Source organism: Kribbella sp. NPDC020701 (assembly GCF_055562215.1).
In genome coordinates, this window is record NZ_JBVHFT010000011.1 from 39,174 (window position 1) to 63,076 (window position 23,903).

Sequence of the window (23,903 nt, forward strand, 5' to 3'; positions counted from 1 at the left end):
ATGTGACGTTTCCCCTTGTGGATAAGGGATTTTCCACCTTCGTGCAGTTGCACCCCACGGGTCCGATGCCTAGACTAGAACGCATGTTCGACGAAGATCTCATTGCGCTGTCGACGGCCGACCTGCTGGAGTCGGCCGCCGGGCACCGCGCCGAGGTCAATCGCGTCGAGGCCCGATTGCTCGTACACGCCCAGATCTTCGCCGACCGGCATCATCCCGACACCTGCCCATCCCGACCCGGCCGGCGATCCTGCGACGGCCGCGAACGAACCGTGGTCCTGGGCGGTGAGGGCTGTCCCGAGATCGTGGAGTTCGCCCCAGTCGAGTTCGGGGTCATGCTCGGCATCTCGGCCCGCGTGGCCGCCGATTACATCGGACAGGCGCTGGCGCTGCGACACCGCTTCCCGTTCACCTGGGCCCGCGTACTGAACGGCGAGGCGACGCCCTGGAAGGCCCGGCAGATCGCCGCAGCCTGCGTGAAACTCTCTGAGGAAGCTGCACAGTACGTCGATCAACGCGTCGCCAGAATCGTCGACTCGATCACGCCCTACCGCCTGGACAAGATCGTCAAGGCCGCCAAGATGTACGCCGACGCTGCCTTGGCCCGCGCCGAAGCCGAAGAGAAGGCGAACGAACGCGGCGTCTTCGTCGGGAACTCCGACGAGCACGGCACCAAAGCCATCTACATCCGCGCCGCGAGCGGCTCGGTGATCCGATTCGACGCCACCGTCGCCAGCATCGCCGAGGCCCTCAAGCTCCTCGGCCACCCCGGCACCCTCGACACCCGCCGCGCCGAAGCCATCGGCATCATCGCCGACCCCGCCTACACCGAAGAACTCCTCCACCAAGCCCGCACCCACCAGCCACCCCCAACCAACACCGACGCCGCCTCCTCGGACGAGCACGACGCGGTCAACCTCGCGGATGGGCACAACGGGCTGACCCCGCACGACGAAGCCGACCTCACGGCTGAGTATGTGGAGCCCGAACCGTATGACGAGGCCGACCGAGACGCGCCCCATCCCAGCCACAGCGATCTACCCGATCCACTCGACACCCCATCGAGTGGGCAGGTCGACCCAAACTGGCCAAGGCACCACCGCGTACCCGAGCCCGTCGAGCCCGTCGATGCAGCCGCCCTGCGCGCTCTCGACGTACGCCTCGCACAGATCAAGCTCGCCGCCCACAGCAGCCCATCGGGTGGACGTACGCTGCCCGGCAAGACGGAGATCTACGTGCACCTGACCGAACACGTCCTCGCCACCGGGACCGGTGTACTCCGTGTCGAGGGCCTCGGTCCACTGCTCGCGTCGCAGCTGACCGAACTGGTCGGCCACGCTCCGTACATCGTGAAACCGGTCATCGACCTCAACGACGCCGTGAGCGTCAACGCGTACGAGATCCCCGACCGCATCCGTGAACGCGTGAAGCTGACACATCCGGTGGAGGTCTTTCCATTTGGCACCCGCGAAACCAGCGGGACCACCGACCTGGACCACCTCCAGCCTTACGACCCCCTCGGCCCACCAGGCCAAACCAACACCCAGAACCTCGCACCCTTAGCCCGCTTCAGCCACAGGGTCAAAACCCACGGCCGCGGCTGGTCAGTCCAGCGCCTCGACCCCAAGACCCTGGAATGGACCACGCCCCACGGATTCACCTTCCACGTCGACCCCAACGGCACCCGGAGAGCACCGAAGTCCGGCACCGACGACTAGACCGCGACGATTCGGTGGCGAGCCGGTAGAACGGCAACGCGACCCAACCTTCAGACCTACAGCAATCGGTTGATTACCGGACTCCGGCGCGCGGGCACGAGCAGACATGCCGCGTGGTGGGAGCGTCGCGAGTGAGCCACGCAGAAATGAACGACCCGCCGCGTGGGAGTGCGCGCCTTGGCTTGGGTTCACTCCGGCGGCGTATTATCCGGCCGTGACGTTGCGACGCGGGGAGATGGCGCCACCCGCGCGGACGCTGGTGGACGTGTTGCAGGAAACGGCGGCGCAGTACGCCGACGAGCCGGCGCTCGACGACGGCAGTGTCAGCCTGAGTTATCGCGAACTGCTGAGCCAGACCACCAAGTTCGCCGCCCGCCTCACCGCCGCGGGCATCGGCCCCGGCGACCGCGTCGGCGTGCGGATCTCGTCCGGCCACAACGATCTGTATGTCGCCATCCTCGGCACACTGCAAGCCGGAGCGGCGTACGTACCGGTGGACGCGGATGACCCCGATGAGCGAGCCGAGCTCGTGTTCGGTGAAGCCGATGTCGCGGCTACGGTCGGCGACGACCTCGAGCTCACGGTCACCCGCCCGCAGCCCGCGCCAGTCCTCGCCAACGACAACGCCGACGGCTACTACGACTACCCCTACAGCGCCCGGATGGACGCCTCCGGTACGACGGACGCACGAAGAGACCAGGCCGGCCCCGAGCCCACCGACGACGCCTGGATCATCTTCACCTCGGGCTCGACCGGCGTACCGAAGGGTGTCGCGGTCACCCACCGATCGGCGGCGGCGTTCGTGGATGCCGAGGCGCGGCTGTTTCTGCAGAAGGAGCCGATCGGGCCGGATGACCGGGTGCTCGCCGGTCTGTCGGTCGCGTTCGATGCGTCGTGTGAGGAGATGTGGCTCGCCTGGCGGCACGGCGCGTGTCTGGTGCCGGCGCCGCGGTCGCTGGTGCGGACCGGGATGGACCTCGGGCCGTGGTTGGTTGCCCAAGGCATCACTATCGTCTCGACCGTGCCGACCCTGGCGGCGCTCTGGCCGGCCGACGCGCTCGACCAGGTCCGGCTGCTGATCTTCGGCGGTGAAGCCTGTCCGCCTGAGCTGGCCGAACGACTCGCGATCGACGGTCGTGAGGTGTGGAACACGTACGGACCGACCGAGGCCACGGTCGTCGCCTGCGGCGCCCAACTGACGGGCGAGGGTCCGGTCCGGATCGGACTGCCCTTGGATGGCTGGGATCTCGCCGTTGTAGGTGCCGAGGGCAACGAAGTCGAGCCGGGCGAGATCGGCGAGCTGATCATCGGCGGTGTCGGCTTGGCCCGATACCTTGACCCGGTCAAGGACGCGGAGAAGTTCGCGCCGATGCCGAGCCTCGGCTGGGACCGCGCGTACCGCAGCGGCGACCTGGTCCGGAGCGACCCTCTTGGCCTGCTCTTCCAGGGCCGCGCCGACGAACAGGTCAAGCTCGGCGGCCGACGGATCGAGCTGGGCGAGGTCGACGCGGCGCTCCAGGCGCTGCCGCAGATCTCCGGCGCCGCAGCCGCGGTCCGGACCAGTGGGGCCGGTAACCAGTTGCTGGTCGGGTACGTCGTACCCGAAGACCCGGCGGCGTTCGATCAGGCCAAGGCGACCCAACGACTACGAGAAGAACTCCCGGCGGCGCTCGTACCGCTGCTGGCCGTCGTGGACACGCTGCCGACCAGGACGTCCGGCAAGGTCGACCGCAACGCACTGCCGTGGCCGCTGCCCGGGATGGATACCGACGGCCCGGCGGCCGAGCTCAGCGGGACGGCCGGCTGGCTGTCCGAGCGGTGGACGAAGGTGCTCGGCGCGAAGGTCACCGGGCCGGACAACGACTTCTTCTTGCATGGCGGCGGCAGTCTGGCCGCTGCGCAGCTGGTGTCGGCGCTGCGCGAGCGGTACCCGGATGTGACCGTCGGCGACATCTACGAGTACCCGCGCCTCGGCGCGCTCGCGGACCGGCTCGACGAATCACAGCCAGTGGCGTACGAGCCGGTCGAGATCCGCGAGATCCGGCCGACGCCGAAGAGCACGCAGCTCCTGCAGACCGCGCTCACTCTCATCCTGCAGACGGTCGTCGGCGTTCGCTGGCTGGTCTACCTGTTCACGCTGAACAACCTGCTCGCCGAGCTCGCCGGCCCGCTGCCCTGGGCCCGGACGGTCTCGTGGTGGTGGATCCTGGCCGGCTGGCTGCTCCTGATCACCCCGGCCGGGCGGATGGGGATCGCCGTCGTCGGCGCGCGCATCCTGCTCCGCGGCCTCAAACCCGGCGTCTATCCGCGCGGCGGCAACGTGCACGTCCGGCTGTGGGCCGCCGAGAACCTGTCGGACGCCGCCGGCGCGGCCAACCTGGCCGGCGCTCCCTGGATCGCCTACTACGCCCGCGCGCTCGGCGCGAAGGTCGGCCGCGGCGTCGACCTGCACACGCTGCCGCCAGTCACGGGCATGCTGACGATGGGCCGCGGCGCGTCGATCGAGCCCGAGGTCGACCTGGCCGGCTACTGGATCGACGGCGACGAACTGCACGTAGGTCCGGTGACAGTCCACGCCGAGGCCGTGGTCGGTTCCCGGAGCACACTGCTCCCCGGCACCGAGATCGGCCGGAACGCCGAGATCATGGCCGGCTCGGCCGTCTCCGGCAAGGTCCCCGCGAACGAACGCTGGTCCGGCTCGCCCGCCAGCCGGATCGGACGGGCAAGGCACCCGTGGCCCGACCACAGGCCGGCTCGCGCTCCCTGGTGGGTCCTTGCGTACGGCGTTCAGTCCGCAGTCATGTCGTTGATCCCGGTGGCAGCGGCCGCCGCGGCACTCGTCGTCCTCGGCTACGCGATCAAGGGCACCGAGACCCTCCAAGCGGCTGCACTCCAAGCGCTCGCGGCGATTCCGCTGATGACGCTCGTAGGTTTCGTGACGCTCGCCGTGCTGACGCTGGTGGGTGTCCGGTTACTGGGCCTCGGGATCAAGCCGGGCCACTACCCGGTCCGCAGCCGGATCGGGTGGCAGGTGTGGGCAACCGAGCGGCTGCTCGACTCGGCGCGGACCCTGCTGTTCCCGCTGTACGCGAGCCTGCTCACGCCCTGGTGGCTGCGGGCGCTCGGCGCGAAGATCGGCCGTGACGTCGAGGCGTCGACGGTCCTGCTGCTGCCGAAGATGACCACGGTCGGTGAGGGCGCGTTCCTGGCCGACGACACGATGATCGCGTCGTACGAACTGGGTGGCGGCTGGCTGCACGTGGCCGGCGCGAAGGTCGGTAAGCGGGCGTTCCTCGGCAACTCGGGGATGACCGCTCCCGGCCGGTCCGTCCCGAAGAACGGCCTGGTCGCGGTGCTGAGCGCCGCGCCGAAGAAGTCCAAGGCGGGTACGTCGTGGCTCGGTTCCCCACCGGTGAAGCTCCGGCGGCAGGCGATCGAGGGTGACCAGAGCCGGACCTTCAACCCGCCGTTCAAGCTCAAGGTCGCTCGGGCGCTGGTCGAGCTGTGCCGCTTCGTCCCGATGATGTGCACGGTCCTGATCGCGCTGGGTGTGCTGTTCGCGCTGCAGGCGCTCGACATCTGGATCGGGCCGTGGTGGACGTTGCTGCTGTCCGGCGCGGTGATCCTGACCGCAGGCGCGGTCGCGGCCGGCATGGCGACGGTCGCGAAGTGGATCATCGTGGGTAGGACACGAGCGGTCGAGTACCCATTGTGGAGTTCCTTCGTCTGGCGCAACGAGGTCGTCGACAGCTTCGTCGAGCTGGTCTCGGCGCCGTGGTTCGCGAACGCCGCCGCCGGTACGCCGGTGCTCAACCTGTGGCTGCGGTCCCTCGGGGCCAAGATCGGCAAGGGCGTCTGGTGCGAGACGTACTGGTTACCGGAGGCCGATCTGATCACCCTGGGCGACGGCGCCACGGTGAATCGCGGTTGCGTGCTGCAGACGCACCTTTTTCATGATCGAGTTCTCTCCATGAGCACAGTCACCTTCGGATCCGGAGCAACCCTCGGGCCGCACGGCATCGTCCTGCCCGCCGCGAGTGTCGGGGCAGGGGCTACCATCGGCCCGGTGTCTCTCGTGATGCGTGGTGAAGGTGTGCCTGCCGGGACGCGCTGGGCCGGGAACCCGATCGCTCCCTGGCAGGGCTGATGGTTGCCCCCTTCAGAGGACGACAGAGCGACGGGCAGCCGGGTACGACGAGCGCCGACGACCGGTACGTGCCCACGCATGGCAATGGCGGCTACGAGGTGGAGTCGTACGAGCTGGACCTGGACTACCGGGTCAACAGCAACCGCCTGAGCGGCAAGGCGACGATCACCGCGTTCGCCACCCAGGCGCTGTCCCGGCTGAGCTTCGACCTGGCCGGACTCCGGGTGTCGAAGGTGTCCGTGAACGGCCGACGGCCGCAGCGCTACGTTCACCGCTCCGGCAAGCTGCACGTGACGCCCGCCGCGCCGATCATGGACGGCGCCGAGTTCACCGTCGAGGTCCAGTACGGCGGCAACCCGAAGCCCGAGGACAGTCCGTGGGGCGAACTCGGCTGGGAGGAACTCACCGAGGGCGTGATCGTCGCCAGCCAGCCGAGTGGCGCGGCGACCTGGTTCCCGTGCAACGACCACCCCGGCGACAAGGCGCACTACCGGATGACGATCACCACCGACTCGCCGTACCAGGTGGTCGCGAACGGGCGGCTGGTGTCGCGCCGGGTGAAGGCCAGCCGGACCACGTGGGTCTTCGATCAGGCCGCGCCGATGGCGACGTACCTGGCGACCGTGCAGATCGGCCGGTACGACGCGGTCGAGTTGGCCACGTCACCGGTGACCACCCGGGGCGTGTTGCCGGCCGCGCAGATCCGCGATTTCAAGGTGGACTTCGGGCGGCAGCAGGACATGATGAAGCTGTTCTGCCGGCAGTTCGGGCCGTATCCGTTCGGGAGCTACACGGTCGTGGTGACCGACGACGACCTGGAGATTCCGCTCGAGGCGCAGGCCATCTCGGTGTTCGGCAGCAACCATGTGGACGGCCGGCGTACGTCGGAGCGGTTGGTCGCGCACGAGTTGGCGCACCAGTGGTTCGGCAACAGCCTGACGCCGGCGAGCTGGCAACACATCTGGCTGAACGAAGGATTCGCCTGCTACGCCGAGTGGTTGTGGTCGGAGGAATCGCGCGGCCTCACCGCCGACCAGCAGGTGTCCAAGGCGCACACCCGGTTGAAGAATCTCCCGCAGGACCTGATGCTGTCGGACCCCGGTCCGGAGCTGATGTTCGACGACCGCCTGTACAAGCGCGGTGCGATCACCTTGCACGCCCTGCGCAAGCACCTGGGCGACGAGGCCTTCTTCAACCTGCTCCGTGCGTGGACGAGGAACTACCGCCACGGCTCGGTCACCACGGCCGACTTCATCGCGCTGGCCACCAATTTCAGCCCTGACGAGGAAGCCCTCCGGCACCTGTTCGCCGCCTGGCTCGACTCCTACGAACTACCGCCCCTCCCCCGAAAGCGGTCTTAGGTCGCGCGGGCTACCTCGGCCGCGGCTTTGACGAAGCGTTCGGTGAGTGGGGTTCTGGTTGACCAGGCGGCGCCGGTCCACCAGGAGGCGGCTCGGCCGGGGAGCGGGATCAGGCGGAGTTCCGGTGGCGCGATGCGTTCGGCTGATTCGGGTACTACGGATGGGCCGGCGCCGGCCGCGGTGAGGGCCAGGACGGTCTGCAGGTCACCGGCTTCCTGAAGTACTTGCGGGTGGCAACCGAGCTCGGCGTACAGGGTGTTGATCTGGGCGTTCAGACCGGGTCCACGGGCGGGCGTGAGGCGGACGAGCGGGCGGGCGTCGAGCCAGCTGACGAGGTCGCGCGGGACGCCCGCCGTGGCCGGTACGGCGAGGGTGAGGCGATCTCGTCGTAACCGAAGGTGTTCGACACCGGCCGGGACCGGAAGTCGGACGAACCCGATCTGGAGGCTGCCGGCCAGCAGCCGCTCACACTGGACCACCGACGGCAGGTCCTCGAGCGAAATCGTGACGCCGGGCCAGCGGCTGCGGAACAGTGCCACCGCCCGAGGCGCGAGCTCGATCCCGGACAACCCGAACCCGATCGCCAGCGAGCCCTCGGCCCCCGACGCGACCTGGGCCGCGCGCCGATCGAACGCCTCGGAACGGTCCAGCAACTCCAGAGCGTCAGGAAGCAGAAGCGCACCCGCCGGGGTCAGTCGGGCGCCATGACGGCCCCGGCTGAACAGCACCGAACCGACCCGACGCTCCAGCACCTGGATCTGCTTGGTCAACGCCGGCTGACTGGTCGACAGCTCCTCGGCCGCGGCCCCGAAGTTCCGCAGTCTGGCGACCGTGACGAACGCTCGGAGCAAACGGAGATCCATAACCCTAGGATATGGAATCGCACCGAACAGCTATTGGACGTCATACGTCGCCGGGCGTTTCGATGGTGCCATGACAGCCTTCCGCGCCGCTGTGGTGCAGTTCGAGCCGACGCCCGACCAGCCCGCGACCAATCTCGCCACCGTCGAACGGCTGGCCCGGCAGGCGGTCGCGGACGGCGCCCACCTGGTCGTGTTCCCGGAACTGTGTCTGCTCGGCTACTGGCATCTGCGCCGCCATCCCGTCGAACGACTGCGGGAGCTGGCCGAGTCGGCCGATGGACCGCTGGTCAACCGGGTCCTCGCCCTGGCCAAGGAGATCGGCGCCGGGCTCGGGGTCGGCTTCCTGGAAGATGCCGACGGCAAACTCTTCAACTCGTACGCCGTCTGTCTGCCGACCGGCGTGGTCCATGTCCACCGCAAACTCCATGCCTTCGAGCACGAGGCGATCGCCAGCGGGTCGTCGTACACGGTGTTCGACACACCCTGGGGATTCCGGGCCGGGGTGCTGATCTGCTGGGACAACAACCTGGTCGAGAACGTCCGGATCACCGCGTTGCTGGGAGCAACCGTCCTGATCGCGCCGCACCAGACCGGCGGGACGAGCTCGCGCAGCCCGCACGGGATGAGGCCGATCCCGCAGGAGATCTGGGATCGGCGACGGCAGGATCCGGAGGCTGTCCGGGCCGCCTTCGACGGGCCGGACGGGCGGGGCTGGCTGATGCGGTGGCTGCCGGCCCGGGCGCACGACAACGGGCTGTTCTTGCTGTTCAGCAACGGGGTCGGCCAGGACGACGACGAGATCCGGACCGGGAACGCGATGATTCTGGATCCGTACGGCCGGATCGTCGCCGAGACTCCGGTCCCCGACGAGGCTGTTGTCGTCGCTGATCTGGATCTCGATCTGGTGCCACTGGCAACTGGACGACGGTGGATGCGTGGGCGGCGGCCCGAGCTCTACGGCCTACTGACCCAGGTCAGGGGTGACGAACTGGATCCGAGAGCAGCACGCTTCTCGACGGACCCGGTCAATAGATGAGCGCGGTGGCGATCGCCGCGATGCCCTCGCCACGGCCGGTGAAGCCCAGGCCGTCGGTGGTCGCCGCGCTGACCGACACCTCGGCGTCGCAGGCCGCGCTAAGCGCCTTCTCCGCCTCCTCGCGGCGGGCACCGATTCTCGGCCGGTTGCAGATGATCTGAACCGAGACGTTGCCGATCTCGAATCCCGCGGCCCGCACCCGCCGGGCCGCCTCTGCCAGCAGTACTACGCCGGCGGCGCCGGCCCATTCGGGCTCAGCGGTGCCGAAGTTCGAACCCAGGTCACCCAGTCGAGCCGCGGTCAGTAATGCAGTGCAGATCGCGTGCGCGGCCGCGTCGCCGTCGGAGTGACCCGAAAGCCCGGAGGTCTCGTCCGGCCAGTGCAGGCCGGCCAGCCACATCGGGCGGCCTTCCTCCAGCGGGTGGACGTCAACGCCGTTCCCGACCCGGGGGATCTTCACCTCAGCCGCCTCTCCGCGAGCAGAGCCTCCGCCAGCAGCAGGTCCTGCGGCCGCGTCACCTTGAACGCGTCCGGCGACCCCTCCACCGTCATGACGGTGATCCCGAGCCGCTCACACAGCATCGCATCATCGGTCGCACCCACTACGTCGACGGCATGTGCCCGACGCAGTACACCGGGCTCGAAGCCCTGCGGAGTCTGTACGGCGACCAACGTCGACCGATCCGGCGTGTCGAGGACCTCTCCCGTCGGCGCGACCCGCTTGATCGTGTCCGTCACCGGCACCACGGGCACGACGGCCTGGGCGCCGCCGCGCACCGCCGCGACGACCCGCTCGATCACGTCGGCCGGGACGAACGCCCGTGCCGCGTCGTGCACGAGAATGCAGTCGATCCCGTCGACCGGGACCACCTCCAGCGCCGCGCGCACCGAATCGGGCCGCTCAGCGCCGCCAGGGACCACGTGCAATTGGGCCTCACCGACGTACGGCTCGAGCTCCTTGGTGACTGCTTCCTCGGTGCCCGGGGGGACGGCGATGACAAAACAGACGAGGTCGGCAGCGGTCGCTGCCTTCAGCCCACGCACCGCGTGGACCAGCAGCGAGTCGCCACCGACCTCTCGAAATGCCTTTGGTGTCTCACCACCCAGCCGCAAGCCCAGCCCGGCCGCGGGGATCACGACCGCGCTACTCATGCAGGCGCTCGGCTAAGAAGCGAGAACCTCGTCGAGGATGGCTTCCGCCTTGTCCTCGTTGGTGTGTTCGGCCAGGGCCAGCTCGGAGACCAGGATCTGGCGAGCCTTTGCCAGCATCCGCTTCTCACCGGCGGACAGACCACGGTCACGCTCTCGGCGCCACAGGTCGCGAACGACCTCCGCCACCTTCATCACGTCACCGGAGTGCAGCTTCTCCAGGTTCGCCTTGTAACGTCGCGACCAGTTGGTCGGCTCCTCCGTGTGCGGAGCTCGCAGCACGTCGAAGACGCGCTCCAGGCCAGCCTGATCCACGACGTCACGCACGCCGACGAGATCAAGGTTGCACGCGGGGACCCGGACGACCAGGTCGTTCTGAGCGACGATCCTCAAGACCAGATAGGTCTTGTCCTCACCTTTGATCTGACGGGTCTCGATGTCCTCGATGACGGCCGCACCATGGTTGGGGTAAACAACCGTCTCGCCGACTGTGAAAGTCATATGTCACGTGCCCCTTTCCGAGTCCTATCCTACCACGCGGTCGGTGGTCCGGTCGGGGCGTTTGCGCTGGTCAGAGGCCACTTCTCGCCTTGACAAACGCTCTCAGCCGTGCCTCGCGCGGGCGCGAACCGTTGCCTACGACACCACTGCGGCGGCACTTCCGGTCCCCGGCACAGGCATCCCGCCGTCGGTTCCCGGACCCGCGAACGCTACGCTTTGGTGCGCCGGAGGCTGCTGCCTGACGGCCTTGGAGAGCTTGTAGGAGAGGGATTCCAGTGCCGATCATGTTGTCCTCGCGGTTCGCCCGGCGTACCGCGCTGGCGGGAGCTGCCGCCACTCTCAGTATCGCGCTGTCGGCGTGCTCCGCGAGCTTCGACGCCCCCACGCTGCAGCCGTACCAGGCCGCCGAGGGCACGAACGCGGACTCCGGCTCGGTCAAGGTCCGGAACATGCTGGTGCTGGCCGACGCGGACGGCAAGGGCGAACTGCACACGGTCATCGTCAACGACGGGGCCGAGGACGACACCTTGGTCAAGATCAGCCAGGCCCCGGCCGGGACGCAGGACGGCCAGGCCGGCAGCGACCAGCCGGGCGTGGTCACGTTCAGCGAGCTCAAGACGCCCCTGGACCTGAAGGCCGGTACGGCGACCCTGCTGCCGCCGGACGCCAGCGCGCAGACCGAGACGGAGACTGGCGAGCAGCCCGGCGACCCGATCACGGTCACCGGCGGCAAGCCGGGCCAGGTGGTCAACGTGACCATCACCTTCGGCAAGGCCGCGCCGATCACCACCTACATCCCGGTGCTGCCCGACGACCACTACTCCCCGGCGCCGGCCGGGGAGTAGTGCCCCAGGCTCAGCCCTTGGCCTGAGCCGCCTTGGACAGACCCGGGAGGATCTTGTCCAGGACCCACGGGACGCTGAGCACGCCAACGGCGCTCATCCCGGAGATCACCTGCGGGTCCTGCATCGCGTACGCGCCGCCGCGCTTGACCGCGCCGAGCGACGAGTAGACCGGGTCGGCCAGGAACTTCTGCGTCCCGATGCCGTCGACGTACGCGACCAGCACGTCGGCGTCGACGTCGGCGATCTTCTCCTTGCTGATGGTGAGCGCGAACTCCTTCTTGGTGTTCGTCTTCTCCAGCGCCTCGACACCCGGCGCGTTCTTGAAGCCCATCTCGTTCAGGATCTGCACCCGCGGGTCGCCCGGCATGTAGACGTAGTTGTCCGGGCCGAACGAGCCGACCGTGATCGTCTTGTCCTTGAACTCGGGGTGGTCGGCCGCGACCTGCTTGAGCTTGTCCCCGATCCCGGTGATCAGCTTCTCGGCGTCGGCCTTCTTGCCGAGCGCCTCACCAACCAGCAGGGTCTGGTCCTGCCAGGTGGTCTGCCACGGCGCACCCGGGTACGCGACCGTCGGCGCGATCCCACTCAGAGTCTTGTACGTCGCCTCGTCGAACCCCTCGTACGGAGCGAGGATGACGTCCGGCTCGAGCGCCGCGATCTTCTCGAACGGGTACTTGTCACCGGTGTCCAGCAACGTCGTCTTCGCCGGGTCGAACTTGTCCGTGTCCCACGCGGTGACGCCGGCGGCGGTCGGGCCGTAGGTGACCTTCGGCATCCCGACCGGCGTCTCACCGAGGGCGTAGACCACGTCCTGGGCGTTCCAGCCGAGCGTGACGATCCGCTCCGGCTTCTTGGTGATGGTGGTCTCGCCGAAGGTGTTCTTCAACGTGACCGGGAACCCGGCGGACGCCGTACCACCCGATGCGGCGGCCTTGTCGTCGCCGTCGCTGCCGCACGCGGCCAGCGTGGTCGCGACCAGTACGGCGGTGGCCGCCGCGCTGATCACGCGGGTACGGGACCAGGACATGGTGACTCTCCTTAGACAGATTGCCTCAACTAAGGAGAGCCTAAGCTAACCCCACAGGCCCTGGCGACCTGCGGGGATGTGAGTCAGGACTCGAACTTGTACCCGAGTCCCCGCACCGTGACCAGGTGCGCCGGGTTCGACGGGTCCTTCTCCAGCTTGGAGCGCAGCCGCTTGACGTGCACGTCGAGGGTCTTGGTGTCGCCCACGTAGTCGGCGCCCCAGATCCGGTCGATCAGCTGCCCGCGGGTGAGCACCCGGCCGGTGTTGCGCAGCAGCATCTCGAGCAGCTCGAACTCCTTCAGCGGGAGCCGGATCTCGGTCCCGGACACGGTCACCACGTGCCGCTCCACGTCCATCCGGACCGGCCCGGCCTCGAGGGTGTCGGGCAGCAGCTCGACATCCTGGCCGCGGCGCAGCACGGCGCGAACCCGGGCCAGCAGCTCGCGCGGGCTGTACGGCTTGGTGACGTAGTCGTCCGCGCCGAGCTCGAGGCCGACGACCTTGTCGACCTCGGTGTCCTTGGCGCTGACGATGATCACCGGGACATTGCCCCGGCTGCGCAGGGCCCGGCAGACCTCAGTGCCGGACAGACCCGGCAGCATCAGGTCGAGCAGGACGATGTCCGCACCGGCCCGGTCGTACTCGTCCAGCGCATCCGGTCCGGTCTCCGCGACGGCGACCTCGAACCCTTCCTTGCGCAGCACGTACGACAACGCGTCGCTGTAGCTCTCTTCGTCTTCGACGACCAGCACTCGGGTCACGAAGCTGTCTCCTTTGCGATCTGACCTGACGGGGTAGGCGTCAGGGGAACGGCCGGCTCCTCCTGGCTGGGGGAGTCGGTCTGACCCGGAGCGGGTTCGAGCCGCAGCGGGAGTCTCACGGTGAAGGTGGAACCCTGGCCCTCGACACTCCAGACCCGTACGTCGCCGCCGTGGATGGAGGCGATGTGCTTGACGATCGAGAGGCCGAGGCCGGTGCCACCGGTTTCGCGGCTGCGGGCCCGGTCGACCCGGTAGAAGCGCTCGAAGATGCGCTCCAGGTCGCTGCTCGGGATCCCCACACCCTGGTCGCTGACGGTGACCTCGACCAGGTCCCCGATCGGGTGCGCGGCGACCGCGACCCGCGTGCCGTCGGGGCTGTAGTTGACCGCGTTCTCGACCAGGTTGCCGATCGCGATGGACAGCTGGTCGACGCTGCCCATCACCTCCAGCGCCGGCTCGGTCTTGACCACGATCTTGATGTCGCGATCCTCGGCGTCCACCCGGCAGCGGTCCACCGCGGACTCGATGACCGCGTTGATGTCGACCGGGCCGGGGTTCTCCAGCGGGTCGTCACCCTGCAGCCGGGACAGCTCGATGATCTCCTTGACCAGCCGGCTCAGCCGGGACGCCTCGACCCGCATCCGGTCCGAGAACCGCTGCACCGCCTCGGGATCGTCGGCGGCCTCCGAGACCGCGTCGGCGAGCAGGATCAGCGCGCCGACCGGGGTCTTCAGCTCGTGGCTGACGTTGACGGTGAAGTCCCGCCGGATCGCGTCCAGCCGGCGCTCGCGGGTCCGGTCCTCGACCAGGACCAGCACCAGCTGGCTGCCCAGCGGCGCGACCCGGGCGCTCACGAACTGCGTCGCTCCGAGCCGTCCGCGGACGATCTCGAGCTCCTGCTGGCGGATCTCACCGTCGCGCCGGACCGCGCGGACCATGGTCAGGATGTCGTCGACCACCAGCCGCTCGCCCCGGACGATGCCGAGCACATGCGCCGGCGCGCTAGCCTGGAGCACCTGGTCCTCCGGCCCCATCACCACCGCGGACGACCGCAGTACCGACAGGACGGTGGCGACGCCGGCCGGCACGATCGGCTCCGGGGACTCCGGGATCTTGCGCTGGGACCGCTCGGACAGCATCATCGCGCCGAGTGAAAGCAGAGCCAGGGCCGCGCCGATGACGCCGCCCAGCACCGCAGCCAGCGTGGGGTCCACGGCAACGATGCTACGCGGGCAACCAGCAGGGAAAGACCGAATGATCACCGGATGACCGGGACACGACACAACTGTTCATCAGGCGTTCACCACTCGTCGCCGTCCGGCAACCTCGACGGCATACGGTCACCGGTGGGCGGGTACCAAGCAGGTGCTTGCCGCTCCGCCCGCCGTGGCACAGGACACCAAAGATCGGAAACGAACACGATGCGTGACACTTACCACGAGCAGCTCGACGACATCCTCGCCGAGCTGGAACGCATGACGCGGACGGTGTCCACCGCCGTACGCCGCTCCACCGCCGCCTTGCTGGAAGCCGACATCCGCAAGGCCGAGGACGTCATCGCCGCCGACATCCAGCTGGACGCCGCCGGTGAAGGCGTCGAGGAGAAGGTCTTCGAGTTGATGGCGCGGCAGTCGCCGGTCGCCAACGAGTTGCGGATGCTGGTCGCGGCGCTGCGGATGGTCGCCGACCTGGAGCGGATGGGCGACCTGGCCGCGCACGTCTCGAAGATCGCCCGGATGCGCTACCCGTCCCCGGCGATCCCGGCCGAGCTGCACGACGTGATCGAGGAGATGGGCACGGTCGCGGGCAAGATGGTCGACGCCGCCGGTGACGTGATCAAGACCCGCGACGTCGAGGCGGCCGGCAAGCTCGAGGCCACCGACGACCAGATGGACAAGCTGCGCACCAACCAGTTCCGGCTGATGATGGACGACCACTGGCCGCACGGCGTCGAGGTCGCGGTCGACATCGCCCTGCTCGGGCGGTACTACGAGCGCATCTCCGACCACGCGGTCTCGATGGCCCGCCGGGTCGTCTACCTGGTGACCGGTGAGCTCCCGGTCGCCGTCGGCGGCACCGCCGCCGGCTCCGGCGCCGGCGCCTCCACCCCGAACCCCAACGGCAACAGCTGACCCGGAAATCAGGCGCCCCCGGCAGATACTTGCCGGGGGCGCCTTTTCGTGTGTGCCCACCTCGTGTTGCCGATGGCGACATGCTCGTCCGCCGGGTGCATGGGCTCGTGACCACGGACCGCGCCCCGGCGAAGCCGGCAAGTGGCGGCCGCGCCGAAGGCGTGTCGTTGACGCGTGCGTCGACGCGGGGTCAGCGGCCCTGGTTCTTGACAGCTTCGATGGCTTCCTTGGCGGCGGCCGGGTCGAGGTATTCGCCACCGGGGGTGACCGGGTGGAAGTCCTCGTCGAGCTCGTAGTACAGCGGGATGCCGGTGGGGATGTTGAGGCCGACGATCGTCGCCTCGTCCAGGTTGTCGAGGTGCTTGACCAGGGCGCGGAGCGAGTTGCCGTGGGCGGTGACCAGGACGGTCTTCCGGGCCCGCAGGTCCGGCACGATCGCGTCGTACCAGTACGGCAGCATCCGCTCGACGACGTCCTTGAGGCACTCGGTCGCGGGCAGCAGCTCCGACGGGAGCCCGGCGTACCGCGGATCGCCGAACTGGTCGTACTCCGAGCCGCGCTCGATCGCCGGCGGCGGGGTGTCGTACGAACGGCGGAACAGCATGAACTGCTCCTCGCCGAGCTCCTCCAGGGTCTGCTTCTTGTCCTTGCCCTGCAGGCCGCCGTAGTGCCGCTCGTTCAACCGCCAGGAGCGGCGTACGTCGATCCACTGGCGGTCGGCCACCTCGAGCGCGATGTTCGCGGTGCGGATCGCCCGGCGCAGCACCGAGGTGTGCAGCACGTCGGGCAGCAGGTCGCGGTCGCGGAGCAGCTCACCGCCGCGCTGGGCTTCTTCGACACCGCCCGCGTTCAGGTCGACGTCGACCCAGCCGGTGAACAGATTCTTGGCGTTCCAGTCGCTCGTGCCGTGGCGGAGCAGGATCAGGCGATAGGTCATGGCTGCCAGCCTACTTGGGCTCCAGCCAGCCCTTGAAAGCGTCCAGGTTTCGGGTGGATTCACCCCGGGAGACGCGCCAGTCGTACTCCTTGCGGATCGACGACGCGAACCCGAGCTCGAGGATCGTGTTGAACGACGAGTCGGCGTACTCCAGCACCGCGCCGAGCAGCCGATCCACCTCGGTCGGCGTGATCGCGTGCAGCGGGACCCGCCCGTCCAGGTGGATGTCGCCCAGGTGGTCGACCGCGAACGCGACGCCGTACATCTTCAGGTTCCGCTCCAGCAGCCAGCGATAGACCGCCTCGTGGTTCTCGTCCGGGTGCCGGGCCACGAACGCGTGCACCTGAACCGCCTGCGCCCCGACCGTCAGCGACACCGTCGTCTTCAGCTTCCGCTCCCCCGGCAGGTCCGCGCTGAAGACGCCGGGCTCGGCCTCGGTGAAGTCGAGCCCGTTCTCGGTCAGGACCTGGCGGATCACGTCCGCCGCGGAAACTCTCACAGCACTCTCACCCAGCCACCTCCGCGGCGATCTCCGCCGCCATCGTTTCCGCGGCGGTCCGGTACGCCGCCAGCGTCCTGCGGGCGGTCAGCTCCCAGCCGAACCCGAGCGCGTGCTTGACCGCCGCCCGGCTCATGCTCTCGCGAGTCTGCGGATCCGTCGCAATCCGGCCCAGCGCGTCGGCGAAGTCGTCCACCCGGTGCCCGCGCACGAGCAACCCGGTCTGCCCGTCGACGACCGCCGTACTCAGACCGCCGACGGCCGCCGCGACCACCGGCGTACCGCAGGCCTGCGCCTCCAGGGCGACCAGGCCGAAGGACTCCGAGTACGACGGGACGCACACGACGGAAGCGGATCGGTACCACTGCGCCAGCCCGGCGCGCTCCATGGGCTTCACGAACCGGGTCACGTCGTCGACCCCGAGCGTCCGGGCGAGCTCCGCATGCGATTCCGGATGCTCCATCCCGTTGCCCGACGGACCTCCGATGATCGCGACGACCAATCGCTCCCGCAGCGACGGGTCCCGCTCGAGCATCCGCGCGGCCGCCCGGATCAGCAGATCGGGCGCCTTCAACGGCTGGATCCGCCCGACGAACGCGAGTACGACGGCATCCGCGGGTAACCCGAGTTCCCGCCGGGTCGCGGCCTGGTCACCGGGGCTGAACACGTCCAGATCCACGCCGGGGTTGACCACGCCGACCTTTGCGGGCTGAGCGCCGTACAGGTTGATGAGCTCCAGCGCTTCGTCCTCGGTGTTGGCCAGCAGACGATCCGCGGCCTCGACGACCTGCTCCTCGCCGATGAGGCGGGCGGGCGGCTCGGGTACGTCGTCCTCGGCCAGGCTGGCGTTCTTCACCTTGGCCATCGTGTGCATGGTGTGGACCAGCGGGACCGCCCACCGGTCACGGGCGAGCAGTCCGACCTGCCCGGACAACCAGTAGTGCGAGTGGATCACGTCGTACCAGCCGGGCTCGTGGATCGCCTCGGCCCGGAGGACCGCTCGGGCGAACGTGCACAGCTGGGCGGGCAATTCGTTCTTGGTCAGGCCTTCGTACGGCCCGGCCGCGACGTTGCGGACCATCACGCCGGGCATCAGCTCGACCCTCGCGGGGAGCGCCGACGCGGTCGCGCGGGTGAACACGTCGACCTCGATCCCCAGGTCGGCGAGGCGCTTGGACAGCTCCACCACATAGACGTTCATGCCGCCGGCGTCCCCGGTGCCCGGCTGGTCCAGCGGCGAGGTGTGCAGGCTGATCATCGCGACCCGCCGCAGCGGACGGTCAGCGGACGGTTCGGTCACCTGGTCAGCGTAACTCCGGCGATCGGACCGGGAATCGGGACTTCTCCCTATCCGAGTCAGGCCTGATAGACCGCGACCGGATGGGCGAGGGTGGTGATGTCGTCTGTTGGGTCGCCGTTGACGAGCAGGAGGTCCGCGTCGGCGCCGGGACGGATGCGGCCTTTGCGGTGACCGAGGCCGAGTACGTCGGCCGCCTCGAGGATCTCCGGTGGTACGACGACCGACGCGTCGGATCCGAGTGTTCCGCAGACGGCGATCCCGGCGGCGGCGAGTCGGGCGAGCAGTTCGTCGTCGATGGCCACACCGTCGGGCGTCAGGCAGGTGCAGTGTTCGATCCCGTCGACGCCGGCGTCCAAGGCCTGGCGTACGGCGGCGAGCGCATGGGCGTGGGCGGTGATCGGGAGGCCGAGGGCGTGCGCTTCTTCCACGGCAGCTGCCAACTCCGGGGCGGTGAACTGGGGGTTCATCGTGTCGGAGCCAGGTGTCATGGGTCCGCCGCTGGCCATGATCTTGATGACGTCGGCGCCTTTCTCGGCCCGTCGCCGCACAGCAGCGCGGAGCTGCTCCGGGCCTTCGGCCTCACCGCCCAGCCACCAGCAGTGCCCGCCCACGCTGGTGAGTGGTGCGCCGGCTGAGACGACGGTTGGCAAGCCGGGGACTTCGCGGTGGCGCCAGTTCAGGACGGCGTCGTTCACGTCGCCGAGGTCGCGAACCGTGGTGACACCGGCGGCAAGGTGGATCCGCAACGACTGCTCGATCGTGCCGAACACGAGGTCTTCGGTGACTTCACGCAGCCGGTCGAGGGCACCCGGGCCGGCGTCGGCGGTGAGGTGCACGTGGGCGTCGATCAGGCCAGGTAGGACGGTGCCGCCTGGTACGTCGCGCACCGGCCAGTCGGCGGGGGCTTCCCTCGCTGTCCCGGTGATCAGACCGCCCTCGACGAGCACGACGCCGTGATCGAGAAGCCGTTCGCCATCGAAGATGCGACCTGCCCGCAGCGCCACCCTGACCATGATCGGCAGTCTCTCTCAGGGTGGGTCTACCACCACCCCGGTTGGCGGACTCGGCCCACTGCGGTACGGCGCGCGCGCCGAAACGATGATTGACATGCGTACCGTCTTCGAAGAAGTGAAGTCCGGATCGGGCTCGGTCTGGCGACGGCCGGGATGGCGCTCGCCTTCTACCTGGTCGGGTCGAACTCCGAGCAGGAGCACGTGGTCGACGCCTACGGCCACCCGGTCACGCTGGGCGGGAGTCACGGCATCGGCGTGGAGCCCGGTGGTCCGGGGATGCCGTTGACGAACTGGAGCACCGTCGGCGGTGACCTGCGGATCCCGCACTTCGTCGGACTGCACGCCGTTCACGCTCTGCTGATCACGGTGCTGGTCCTCAATCTCCTCGCCCGCCGGGTGGGCTGGCTGCGTCCGGAGCGGGTCCGTGCCCGGCTGGTCGGGGTGGCGGCGTTCGCCTATACCGGGCTGATGATCACTGTGACTGTTCAGGCGTTCCGTGGTCAGGCGCTGATCCACCCGGACGGGCGGACGCTGAGCCTGGCGGCAGGCTTCGCGGCGATCAGCTGTGTCGCACTGGCCGTCGTGGTCGCCGCGGCCCGGCTGCGGCCGGGTGTGAGACACACGACCTCCGACGCGAAGCAGTTTGAGAGACTTGGCCTATGACTTCCGACCGTCCTCTTGCCGTGGTGACCGGAGCGAGTAGTGGGATCGGTGCCGCGTCGGCGCGGTATCTGGCCCGGGAGGGTTTCGAGGTGATCTGCGCCGCGCGGCGGCTGGATCGGATCGAGGCGCTGGCCAAGGAGATCGACGGCCGGGCGGTGCAGTGCGACGTGACGTCGGCCGACGATGTCGCGGCGCTGACCGCGGCGGTCGGTGACGAGCTGGCGCTGCTGGTGAACAACGCCGGCGGCGCGTTCGGGTTCGAGCCGGTGGCCGAGGCGGACCTGGATGCCTGGCGGCGGATGTACGAGGTCAACGTGATCGGCGTCGCTGCCGTCACCAAATCGTTGCTCCCGGCCCTCATCGCCGGCCGCGGCACGATCATCGTGATGGGCTCGACCGCAGGTCAGGTCGCGTACGAGGGCGGCGGCGGGTATGTCGCCGCGAAGCACGCCGCCAAGGCGATCGTCGACACCCTGCGGCTCGAACTCTTCGACCAGCCGGTCCGGGTCTGCGAGATCGCACCCGGCATGGTCCGCAGCGAAGGCTTCGCGCTGACCCGCTTCGACGGCGACCAGGCCAAAGCCGAAGCCGTGTACGCCGGCGTCGCCGAACCCCTCACCGCCGACGACATCGCCGACATCGTCGCCTGGATCGCCACCCGCCCGCCCCACGTCAACATCGACCGCCTAACCGTCCGCCCCCGAGCCCAAGCCGCCCAACACAAAGTCCACCGCGTCACCTGACCCCCGTCGTTCGATGATCTCGACGGAGTGCTCCTCCAGACTCCGAAGCGTCAACACGTCATCCCGCACCTGATTGAGCAGGAAGAGCTCGCGCGTCCGGCATTCCGGACACACGAAGACGGCAGCGAACGGCCACAGATCAGCAGGCGCACCGGACCGGGTGCCCGCGACATAGACGCGGTTAGGTTTCAAGGGGGTTGTGCTCACTCGTTCGAACGGCTCCCAGTTCGGATGGCTTCCGCGCAGCCGCAGTCCGACAAGCTTGTAGGACGACTCGTCGATGAATTCGCATCTTTCCACCCAGTCCCAGGGCGTCCCGGCCAGCCAGTTGACCGAGTTGACGGCTGAGACCACGCGCGGTTCGAGCTTCTCGACATCGGCGACGAGCTCGTGGCTTGCCCGAACACCGTGCGCGTGCTGCGAGTCGTTCCTGAACTCTCTGACGCTCTCCAACAGAGCGCGCGGGTCGTCGTCCTCGCGAAGGCTGGTCAGTTCCCGCACACGAGGCGTGCCGGTCTCCTCTGCGAACCTGTTGACCAGCGTCGTCCAGGTGCCGAAGGTGGCCCCGGAGCGGAACTGCTTACGCAGGCTGTTGCTGAATCTGCCGGCCGCCAGCATCTCGCCGAGCACGAGAATGCCCAACGTTCGCGCGATGCCTTCACCAAGCTTGAGCAGGCCGTCCTTGCGCTCGGCCGGATGCGTCGCGATCCGGTAGCGACGCGCCAAAGCCGCGATGTGATACGGGTAGCTCCATTCCGCGCGCCAGACAGGATCCTCGAGCGCGCCCATCAGGTCGCCGATCAATCGCGCTTCGTACGCCGCGGACCGCACTTCGGTCCGAAGTCCCGGGACTGTGGTCTCGGCGCTGGCGAAGGTGTTGGGCAGAAAGCCGGATGTCGCCGCTCTCATAGCGCGCCGGCCCTCATGCACGACCTCGAGAAGATCATCGACCTCCTCGTCGTCGACGACATCGGCCGGGACGAGCAGGTCCCGCAGATCGCGAGTGCTGAGGATTCGTTGAGTGACCTCGCGCGAATTCAACCACTCACAAAGCCCTCGCCCGCTACCACGCAACGGATGGAGGACGAAGAGCGTGGTGACTGCTTCACCGAAGCCTTCTGGCAGCAGACGCCAGCTTCCCTGGCGGCCGACCAGATCACCTGCCCCGCACACGCTGACGGGCAGATTGATCGATCGGCCGGACGGAAGGTCCGCCGCGGAATCGACGAGGTGCAGGTCCTGCGCACCGAGTAAGGGAGGGCCGTCGATCGAATCCTCGGCTGCTGGCGATGGATTCGTCCGTTGAGGCTCGACGCGGGCGAACTGCCGGAGCTGGTCGAACCGGCCGTTCAGGCGAGCGACGAAGAAATGCGCGGATCGGATCTCGTACCCCAGCTTCGTCTTATTGTCATCGATCCAGGCGTCTGGGGTCTCTGGGTGGATCTCGCGTCTGAGGTAGTCCTGCGGGTCATCGGCCAACGGCAGAGGCACGCTCTCGCGCAGCACCGGGTCGGGCTCGGCCTTGCCTCCCTTCATCTGAATCTCACCCGCGCTGTCACGTACGCCGGCGGCCTTTCGAACCGATCTCTCGAAGGCGGTGCTCTCGGGCCAGGTCTGACCGGCGGCTCGGGCCGCCTCTCGCAGCGCGGACAGCGTGTCCGCACTCGTGTCCCAGCTCATACCGGTCAAGGCGCGAAATGCAGCGAGCAGGCCCGCTGGATTTCCAACTGCCTGAAAGGGACGAGACTCGCCCAGTCGAGTCAAACTGTCCAACGAGAGCTCGTAGCGAAGACGAAGCGGTTGCTCGATCGTGATCTGGTGGTACGCGAGCTCCTCGTTCCGGAAGACGCGAACGCGCTTGTGAAGGGGATGGCGTGCGTCGCGACCAACCGCCAGCGACGCGCCGTACAGACTCACCAGCTCGCTGATCTGGTCCGGGCCAAAGTACTTCCGCTTGGAGCCAACTGGGCTCCGCACCCGCTCCCAGTACTCCCGTGCATTCAAGAGGACGACTTTGCCCTGGTGCGCAGCGACCTTGCGATTGGTCAGAATCCATAGGTAGGTGTCGATGCTGGTGTTGTGCAGCAGCTGGTCAGGTAGCGCGACGATGGTCTCCAGCCAGTCGTTCTTGATGATCCATTGCCGAATGTTCGACTCGCCTGATCCCGCAGCACCGACGGACATGGGCGAGCCGTTGAACATGATCGCGACGCGACTGCCGCCAAGGTCAGATTCATCGGCGGACTTCATCTTCGACAGCATGTGCTGCAAGAACAGGAACGAGCCGTCGTTGATCCGGGGCAGGCCCGCGCCGAACCGCCCGGCGAAGCCGAGGTAGCCGTGCTCCTCGCGGATCACGTCCGCGTTTCTCTTCCAATCGACACCTGAAGGTGGGTTGCCGACCAGGTAGTCGAACCGGGCCTCTGGGTACCCGTCGTCCGTCAGCGTATTCCCGAACGCGAGGTCGGCCGTCTGCTTTCCGCCAAGCATCAAGTTGGAGCGGCAGATGGCCCAGGTCTCCGCGTTGAGCTCCTGTCCGTGGAGATTGACCCTGGCGTTGGGGTTGAGCCCCTTGATGCGCTCGTCGACCTCGTTCAGCAGCCCCCCGGTCCCACAGACCGGATCGAGGACCGACAGCTGGCCACCGGAAGCCGCGAGCCTCTCCGCATCCGGAGCCACCAGTAACGAGGCGATCAACTTGACGACGTCTGTTGGTGTGAAGTGCACGCCTGCTGTCTCGTCTGAGGCTTCCGTGAAGCGCCGGACCAGCTCGTCGAAGACATCGCTCATTTCGGCGTTGGTAACGCTAGACCCCAGATCGAGGGAGGCGAACTTGTCGACCAAAGCAGGCAGTACGCGCGCCTGCTCCAGACGCTTCACATGGTCGTCGAAATCGAAGCGCTCCATCAGCTCCTGGACGTTCGGCGAGAACCCGGCCACGTAGCGACGCAGCAGGTCGAACGACTCTTCCGACGAGTGTTTGATGGCGGGCAGGGTCAGTCGGCTGGTGTTGTAGAACGCCTGACCGGGCAGCGCAAAGTCGTCATTCGCCGAGTCCAGCATGCAGTCCAGACGACGTAGGACGGTGAACATCAGGATGATCCGGCTGCACTCATATCGCTTGAAATCACCACGCAAGAGGTCTGCTACAGACCAGGCCAGTCCAGCCAGGTGCTGAGACGAGTCGTTCATGAAGCCTCCCCAGGTC

At 68.2% G+C, this 23,903-nt stretch carries 20 protein-coding genes; 8 read left to right on the plus strand and 12 right to left on the minus strand.

The window, feature by feature from the left end:
* Positions 1 to 83 precede the first annotated feature (83 nt).
* The 3 genes from ACZ3HV_RS25600 (at position 84) to ACZ3HV_RS25610 (ending at position 7,226) form a co-directional block, all read left to right on the plus strand.
* Positions 84 to 1,718 carry a DUF222 domain-containing protein gene (locus ACZ3HV_RS25600; RefSeq protein WP_465687497.1) on the plus strand — a complete coding sequence of 545 codons (1,635 nt, stop codon included), beginning with the start codon at positions 84 to 86 and terminating at the stop codon, positions 1,716 to 1,718.
* A gap of 214 nt (positions 1,719 to 1,932) precedes the next feature.
* Complete coding sequence (locus ACZ3HV_RS25605; protein WP_465687498.1) at positions 1,933 to 5,865, plus strand: Pls/PosA family non-ribosomal peptide synthetase; 3,933 nt, start codon at positions 1,933 to 1,935, stop codon at positions 5,863 to 5,865.
* Positions 5,865 to 7,226, plus strand: coding sequence for a M1 family metallopeptidase (locus ACZ3HV_RS25610; RefSeq protein ID WP_465687499.1), 1,362 nt, complete (start codon positions 5,865 to 5,867; stop codon positions 7,224 to 7,226). The genes ACZ3HV_RS25605 and ACZ3HV_RS25610 overlap by 1 nt, the downstream gene beginning before the upstream one ends.
* Here the strand turns inward: ACZ3HV_RS25610 and ACZ3HV_RS25615 are convergent.
* Positions 7,223 to 8,089, minus strand: a complete 867-nt coding sequence (locus tag ACZ3HV_RS25615; protein ID WP_465687500.1) for a LysR family transcriptional regulator — start codon at positions 8,087 to 8,089, stop codon at positions 7,223 to 7,225. The genes ACZ3HV_RS25610 and ACZ3HV_RS25615 overlap by 4 nt on opposite strands.
* 70 nt (positions 8,090 to 8,159) lie before the next feature.
* On the opposite strand from ACZ3HV_RS25615, the gene ACZ3HV_RS25620 reads away from it, so the two are divergent.
* Positions 8,160 to 9,125: a nitrilase family protein gene (locus tag ACZ3HV_RS25620; RefSeq protein ID WP_465687501.1), complete on the plus strand. Its 966-nt coding sequence runs from the start codon at positions 8,160 to 8,162 to the stop codon at positions 9,123 to 9,125.
* On the opposite strand, the gene ispF is transcribed toward ACZ3HV_RS25620, so the two are convergent.
* From ispF to ACZ3HV_RS25635, 3 genes are read right to left on the minus strand one after another with little or no spacing between them, the layout of a single operon-like run.
* Positions 9,115 to 9,525, minus strand: coding sequence for a 2-C-methyl-D-erythritol 2,4-cyclodiphosphate synthase (gene ispF, locus ACZ3HV_RS25625; RefSeq protein WP_465687851.1), 411 nt, complete (start codon positions 9,523 to 9,525; stop codon positions 9,115 to 9,117). The genes ACZ3HV_RS25620 and ispF overlap by 11 nt on opposite strands.
* A gap of 56 nt (positions 9,526 to 9,581) precedes the next feature.
* Complete coding sequence (gene ispD / locus ACZ3HV_RS25630; protein WP_465687502.1) at positions 9,582 to 10,277, minus strand: 2-C-methyl-D-erythritol 4-phosphate cytidylyltransferase; 696 nt, start codon at positions 10,275 to 10,277, stop codon at positions 9,582 to 9,584.
* Between the two features lie 12 nt (positions 10,278 to 10,289).
* The gene (locus ACZ3HV_RS25635) at positions 10,290 to 10,775 is read right to left on the minus strand and encodes a CarD family transcriptional regulator (RefSeq protein ID WP_012918679.1); all 486 of its coding nucleotides are present in this window, start codon (positions 10,773 to 10,775) and stop codon (positions 10,290 to 10,292) included.
* 284 nt (positions 10,776 to 11,059) lie between these two features.
* On the opposite strand from ACZ3HV_RS25635, the gene ACZ3HV_RS25640 reads away from it, so the two are divergent.
* Positions 11,060 to 11,620, plus strand: coding sequence for a hypothetical protein (locus ACZ3HV_RS25640; RefSeq protein ID WP_465687503.1), 561 nt, complete (start codon positions 11,060 to 11,062; stop codon positions 11,618 to 11,620).
* A gap of 10 nt (positions 11,621 to 11,630) precedes the next feature.
* Here ACZ3HV_RS25640 and ACZ3HV_RS25645 read toward each other — a convergent pair whose 3' ends face one another.
* The 3 genes from ACZ3HV_RS25645 to ACZ3HV_RS25655 all read right to left on the minus strand — a co-directional run bounded on the left by ACZ3HV_RS25645 (position 11,631) and on the right by ACZ3HV_RS25655 (position 14,622).
* Positions 11,631 to 12,647, minus strand: a complete 1,017-nt coding sequence (locus ACZ3HV_RS25645) for an iron-siderophore ABC transporter substrate-binding protein (RefSeq protein WP_465687504.1) — start codon at positions 12,645 to 12,647, stop codon at positions 11,631 to 11,633.
* Positions 12,648 to 12,730: 83 nt separating this feature from the next.
* On the minus strand, positions 12,731 to 13,408 hold the full coding sequence (locus ACZ3HV_RS25650) for a response regulator transcription factor (RefSeq protein WP_130383318.1): 678 nt from the start codon (positions 13,406 to 13,408) through the stop codon (positions 12,731 to 12,733).
* Positions 13,405 to 14,622 (minus strand): sensor histidine kinase, encoded by a 1,218-nt coding sequence (locus ACZ3HV_RS25655; protein WP_465687505.1) that lies wholly within the window; start codon positions 14,620 to 14,622, stop codon positions 13,405 to 13,407. The genes ACZ3HV_RS25650 and ACZ3HV_RS25655 overlap by 4 nt, the downstream gene beginning before the upstream one ends.
* Positions 14,623 to 14,829: 207 nt before the next feature.
* On the opposite strand from ACZ3HV_RS25655, the gene phoU reads away from it, so the two are divergent.
* Entirely contained in the window at positions 14,830 to 15,540 is a 711-nt protein-coding gene (gene phoU, locus ACZ3HV_RS25660; RefSeq protein WP_465687506.1) for a phosphate signaling complex protein PhoU, read from the plus strand.
* Between the two features lie 190 nt (positions 15,541 to 15,730).
* Here phoU and ACZ3HV_RS25665 read toward each other — a convergent pair whose 3' ends face one another.
* From ACZ3HV_RS25665 to ACZ3HV_RS25680, 4 genes are read right to left on the minus strand one after another with little or no spacing between them, the layout of a single operon-like run.
* The gene (locus ACZ3HV_RS25665; protein WP_465687507.1) at positions 15,731 to 16,477 is read right to left on the minus strand and encodes a phosphoglyceromutase; all 747 of its coding nucleotides are present in this window, start codon (positions 16,475 to 16,477) and stop codon (positions 15,731 to 15,733) included.
* 10 nt (positions 16,478 to 16,487) lie between these two features.
* Positions 16,488 to 16,976 (minus strand): type III secretion system chaperone family protein, encoded by a 489-nt coding sequence (locus ACZ3HV_RS25670; RefSeq protein ID WP_465687508.1) that lies wholly within the window; start codon positions 16,974 to 16,976, stop codon positions 16,488 to 16,490.
* 7 nt (positions 16,977 to 16,983) lie between these two features.
* Positions 16,984 to 18,276 carry a D-inositol-3-phosphate glycosyltransferase gene (mshA, locus tag ACZ3HV_RS25675; RefSeq protein ID WP_465687509.1) on the minus strand — a complete coding sequence of 431 codons (1,293 nt, stop codon included), beginning with the start codon at positions 18,274 to 18,276 and terminating at the stop codon, positions 16,984 to 16,986.
* Between the two features lie 56 nt (positions 18,277 to 18,332).
* Complete coding sequence (locus ACZ3HV_RS25680; RefSeq protein WP_465687510.1) at positions 18,333 to 19,289, minus strand: amidohydrolase family protein; 957 nt, start codon at positions 19,287 to 19,289, stop codon at positions 18,333 to 18,335.
* A 153-nt stretch (positions 19,290 to 19,442) separates the two neighbouring features.
* On the opposite strand from ACZ3HV_RS25680, the gene ACZ3HV_RS25685 reads away from it, so the two are divergent.
* Both ACZ3HV_RS25685 and ACZ3HV_RS25690 read left to right on the plus strand, forming a co-directional pair.
* Complete coding sequence (locus ACZ3HV_RS25685) at positions 19,443 to 19,952, plus strand: hypothetical protein (protein WP_465687511.1); 510 nt, start codon at positions 19,443 to 19,445, stop codon at positions 19,950 to 19,952.
* Entirely contained in the window at positions 19,949 to 20,695 is a 747-nt protein-coding gene (locus ACZ3HV_RS25690) for an SDR family oxidoreductase (RefSeq protein ID WP_465687512.1), read from the plus strand. Before ACZ3HV_RS25685 ends, ACZ3HV_RS25690 begins: the two co-directional genes overlap by 4 nt.
* Here the strand turns inward: ACZ3HV_RS25690 and ACZ3HV_RS25695 are convergent.
* Positions 20,639 to 23,887: a type I restriction-modification system subunit M gene (locus tag ACZ3HV_RS25695; RefSeq protein ID WP_465687513.1), complete on the minus strand. Its 3,249-nt coding sequence runs from the start codon at positions 23,885 to 23,887 to the stop codon at positions 20,639 to 20,641. The two genes, ACZ3HV_RS25690 and ACZ3HV_RS25695, sit on opposite strands and share 57 nt — an antisense overlap.
* Positions 23,888 to 23,903: the final 16 nt, after the last annotated feature.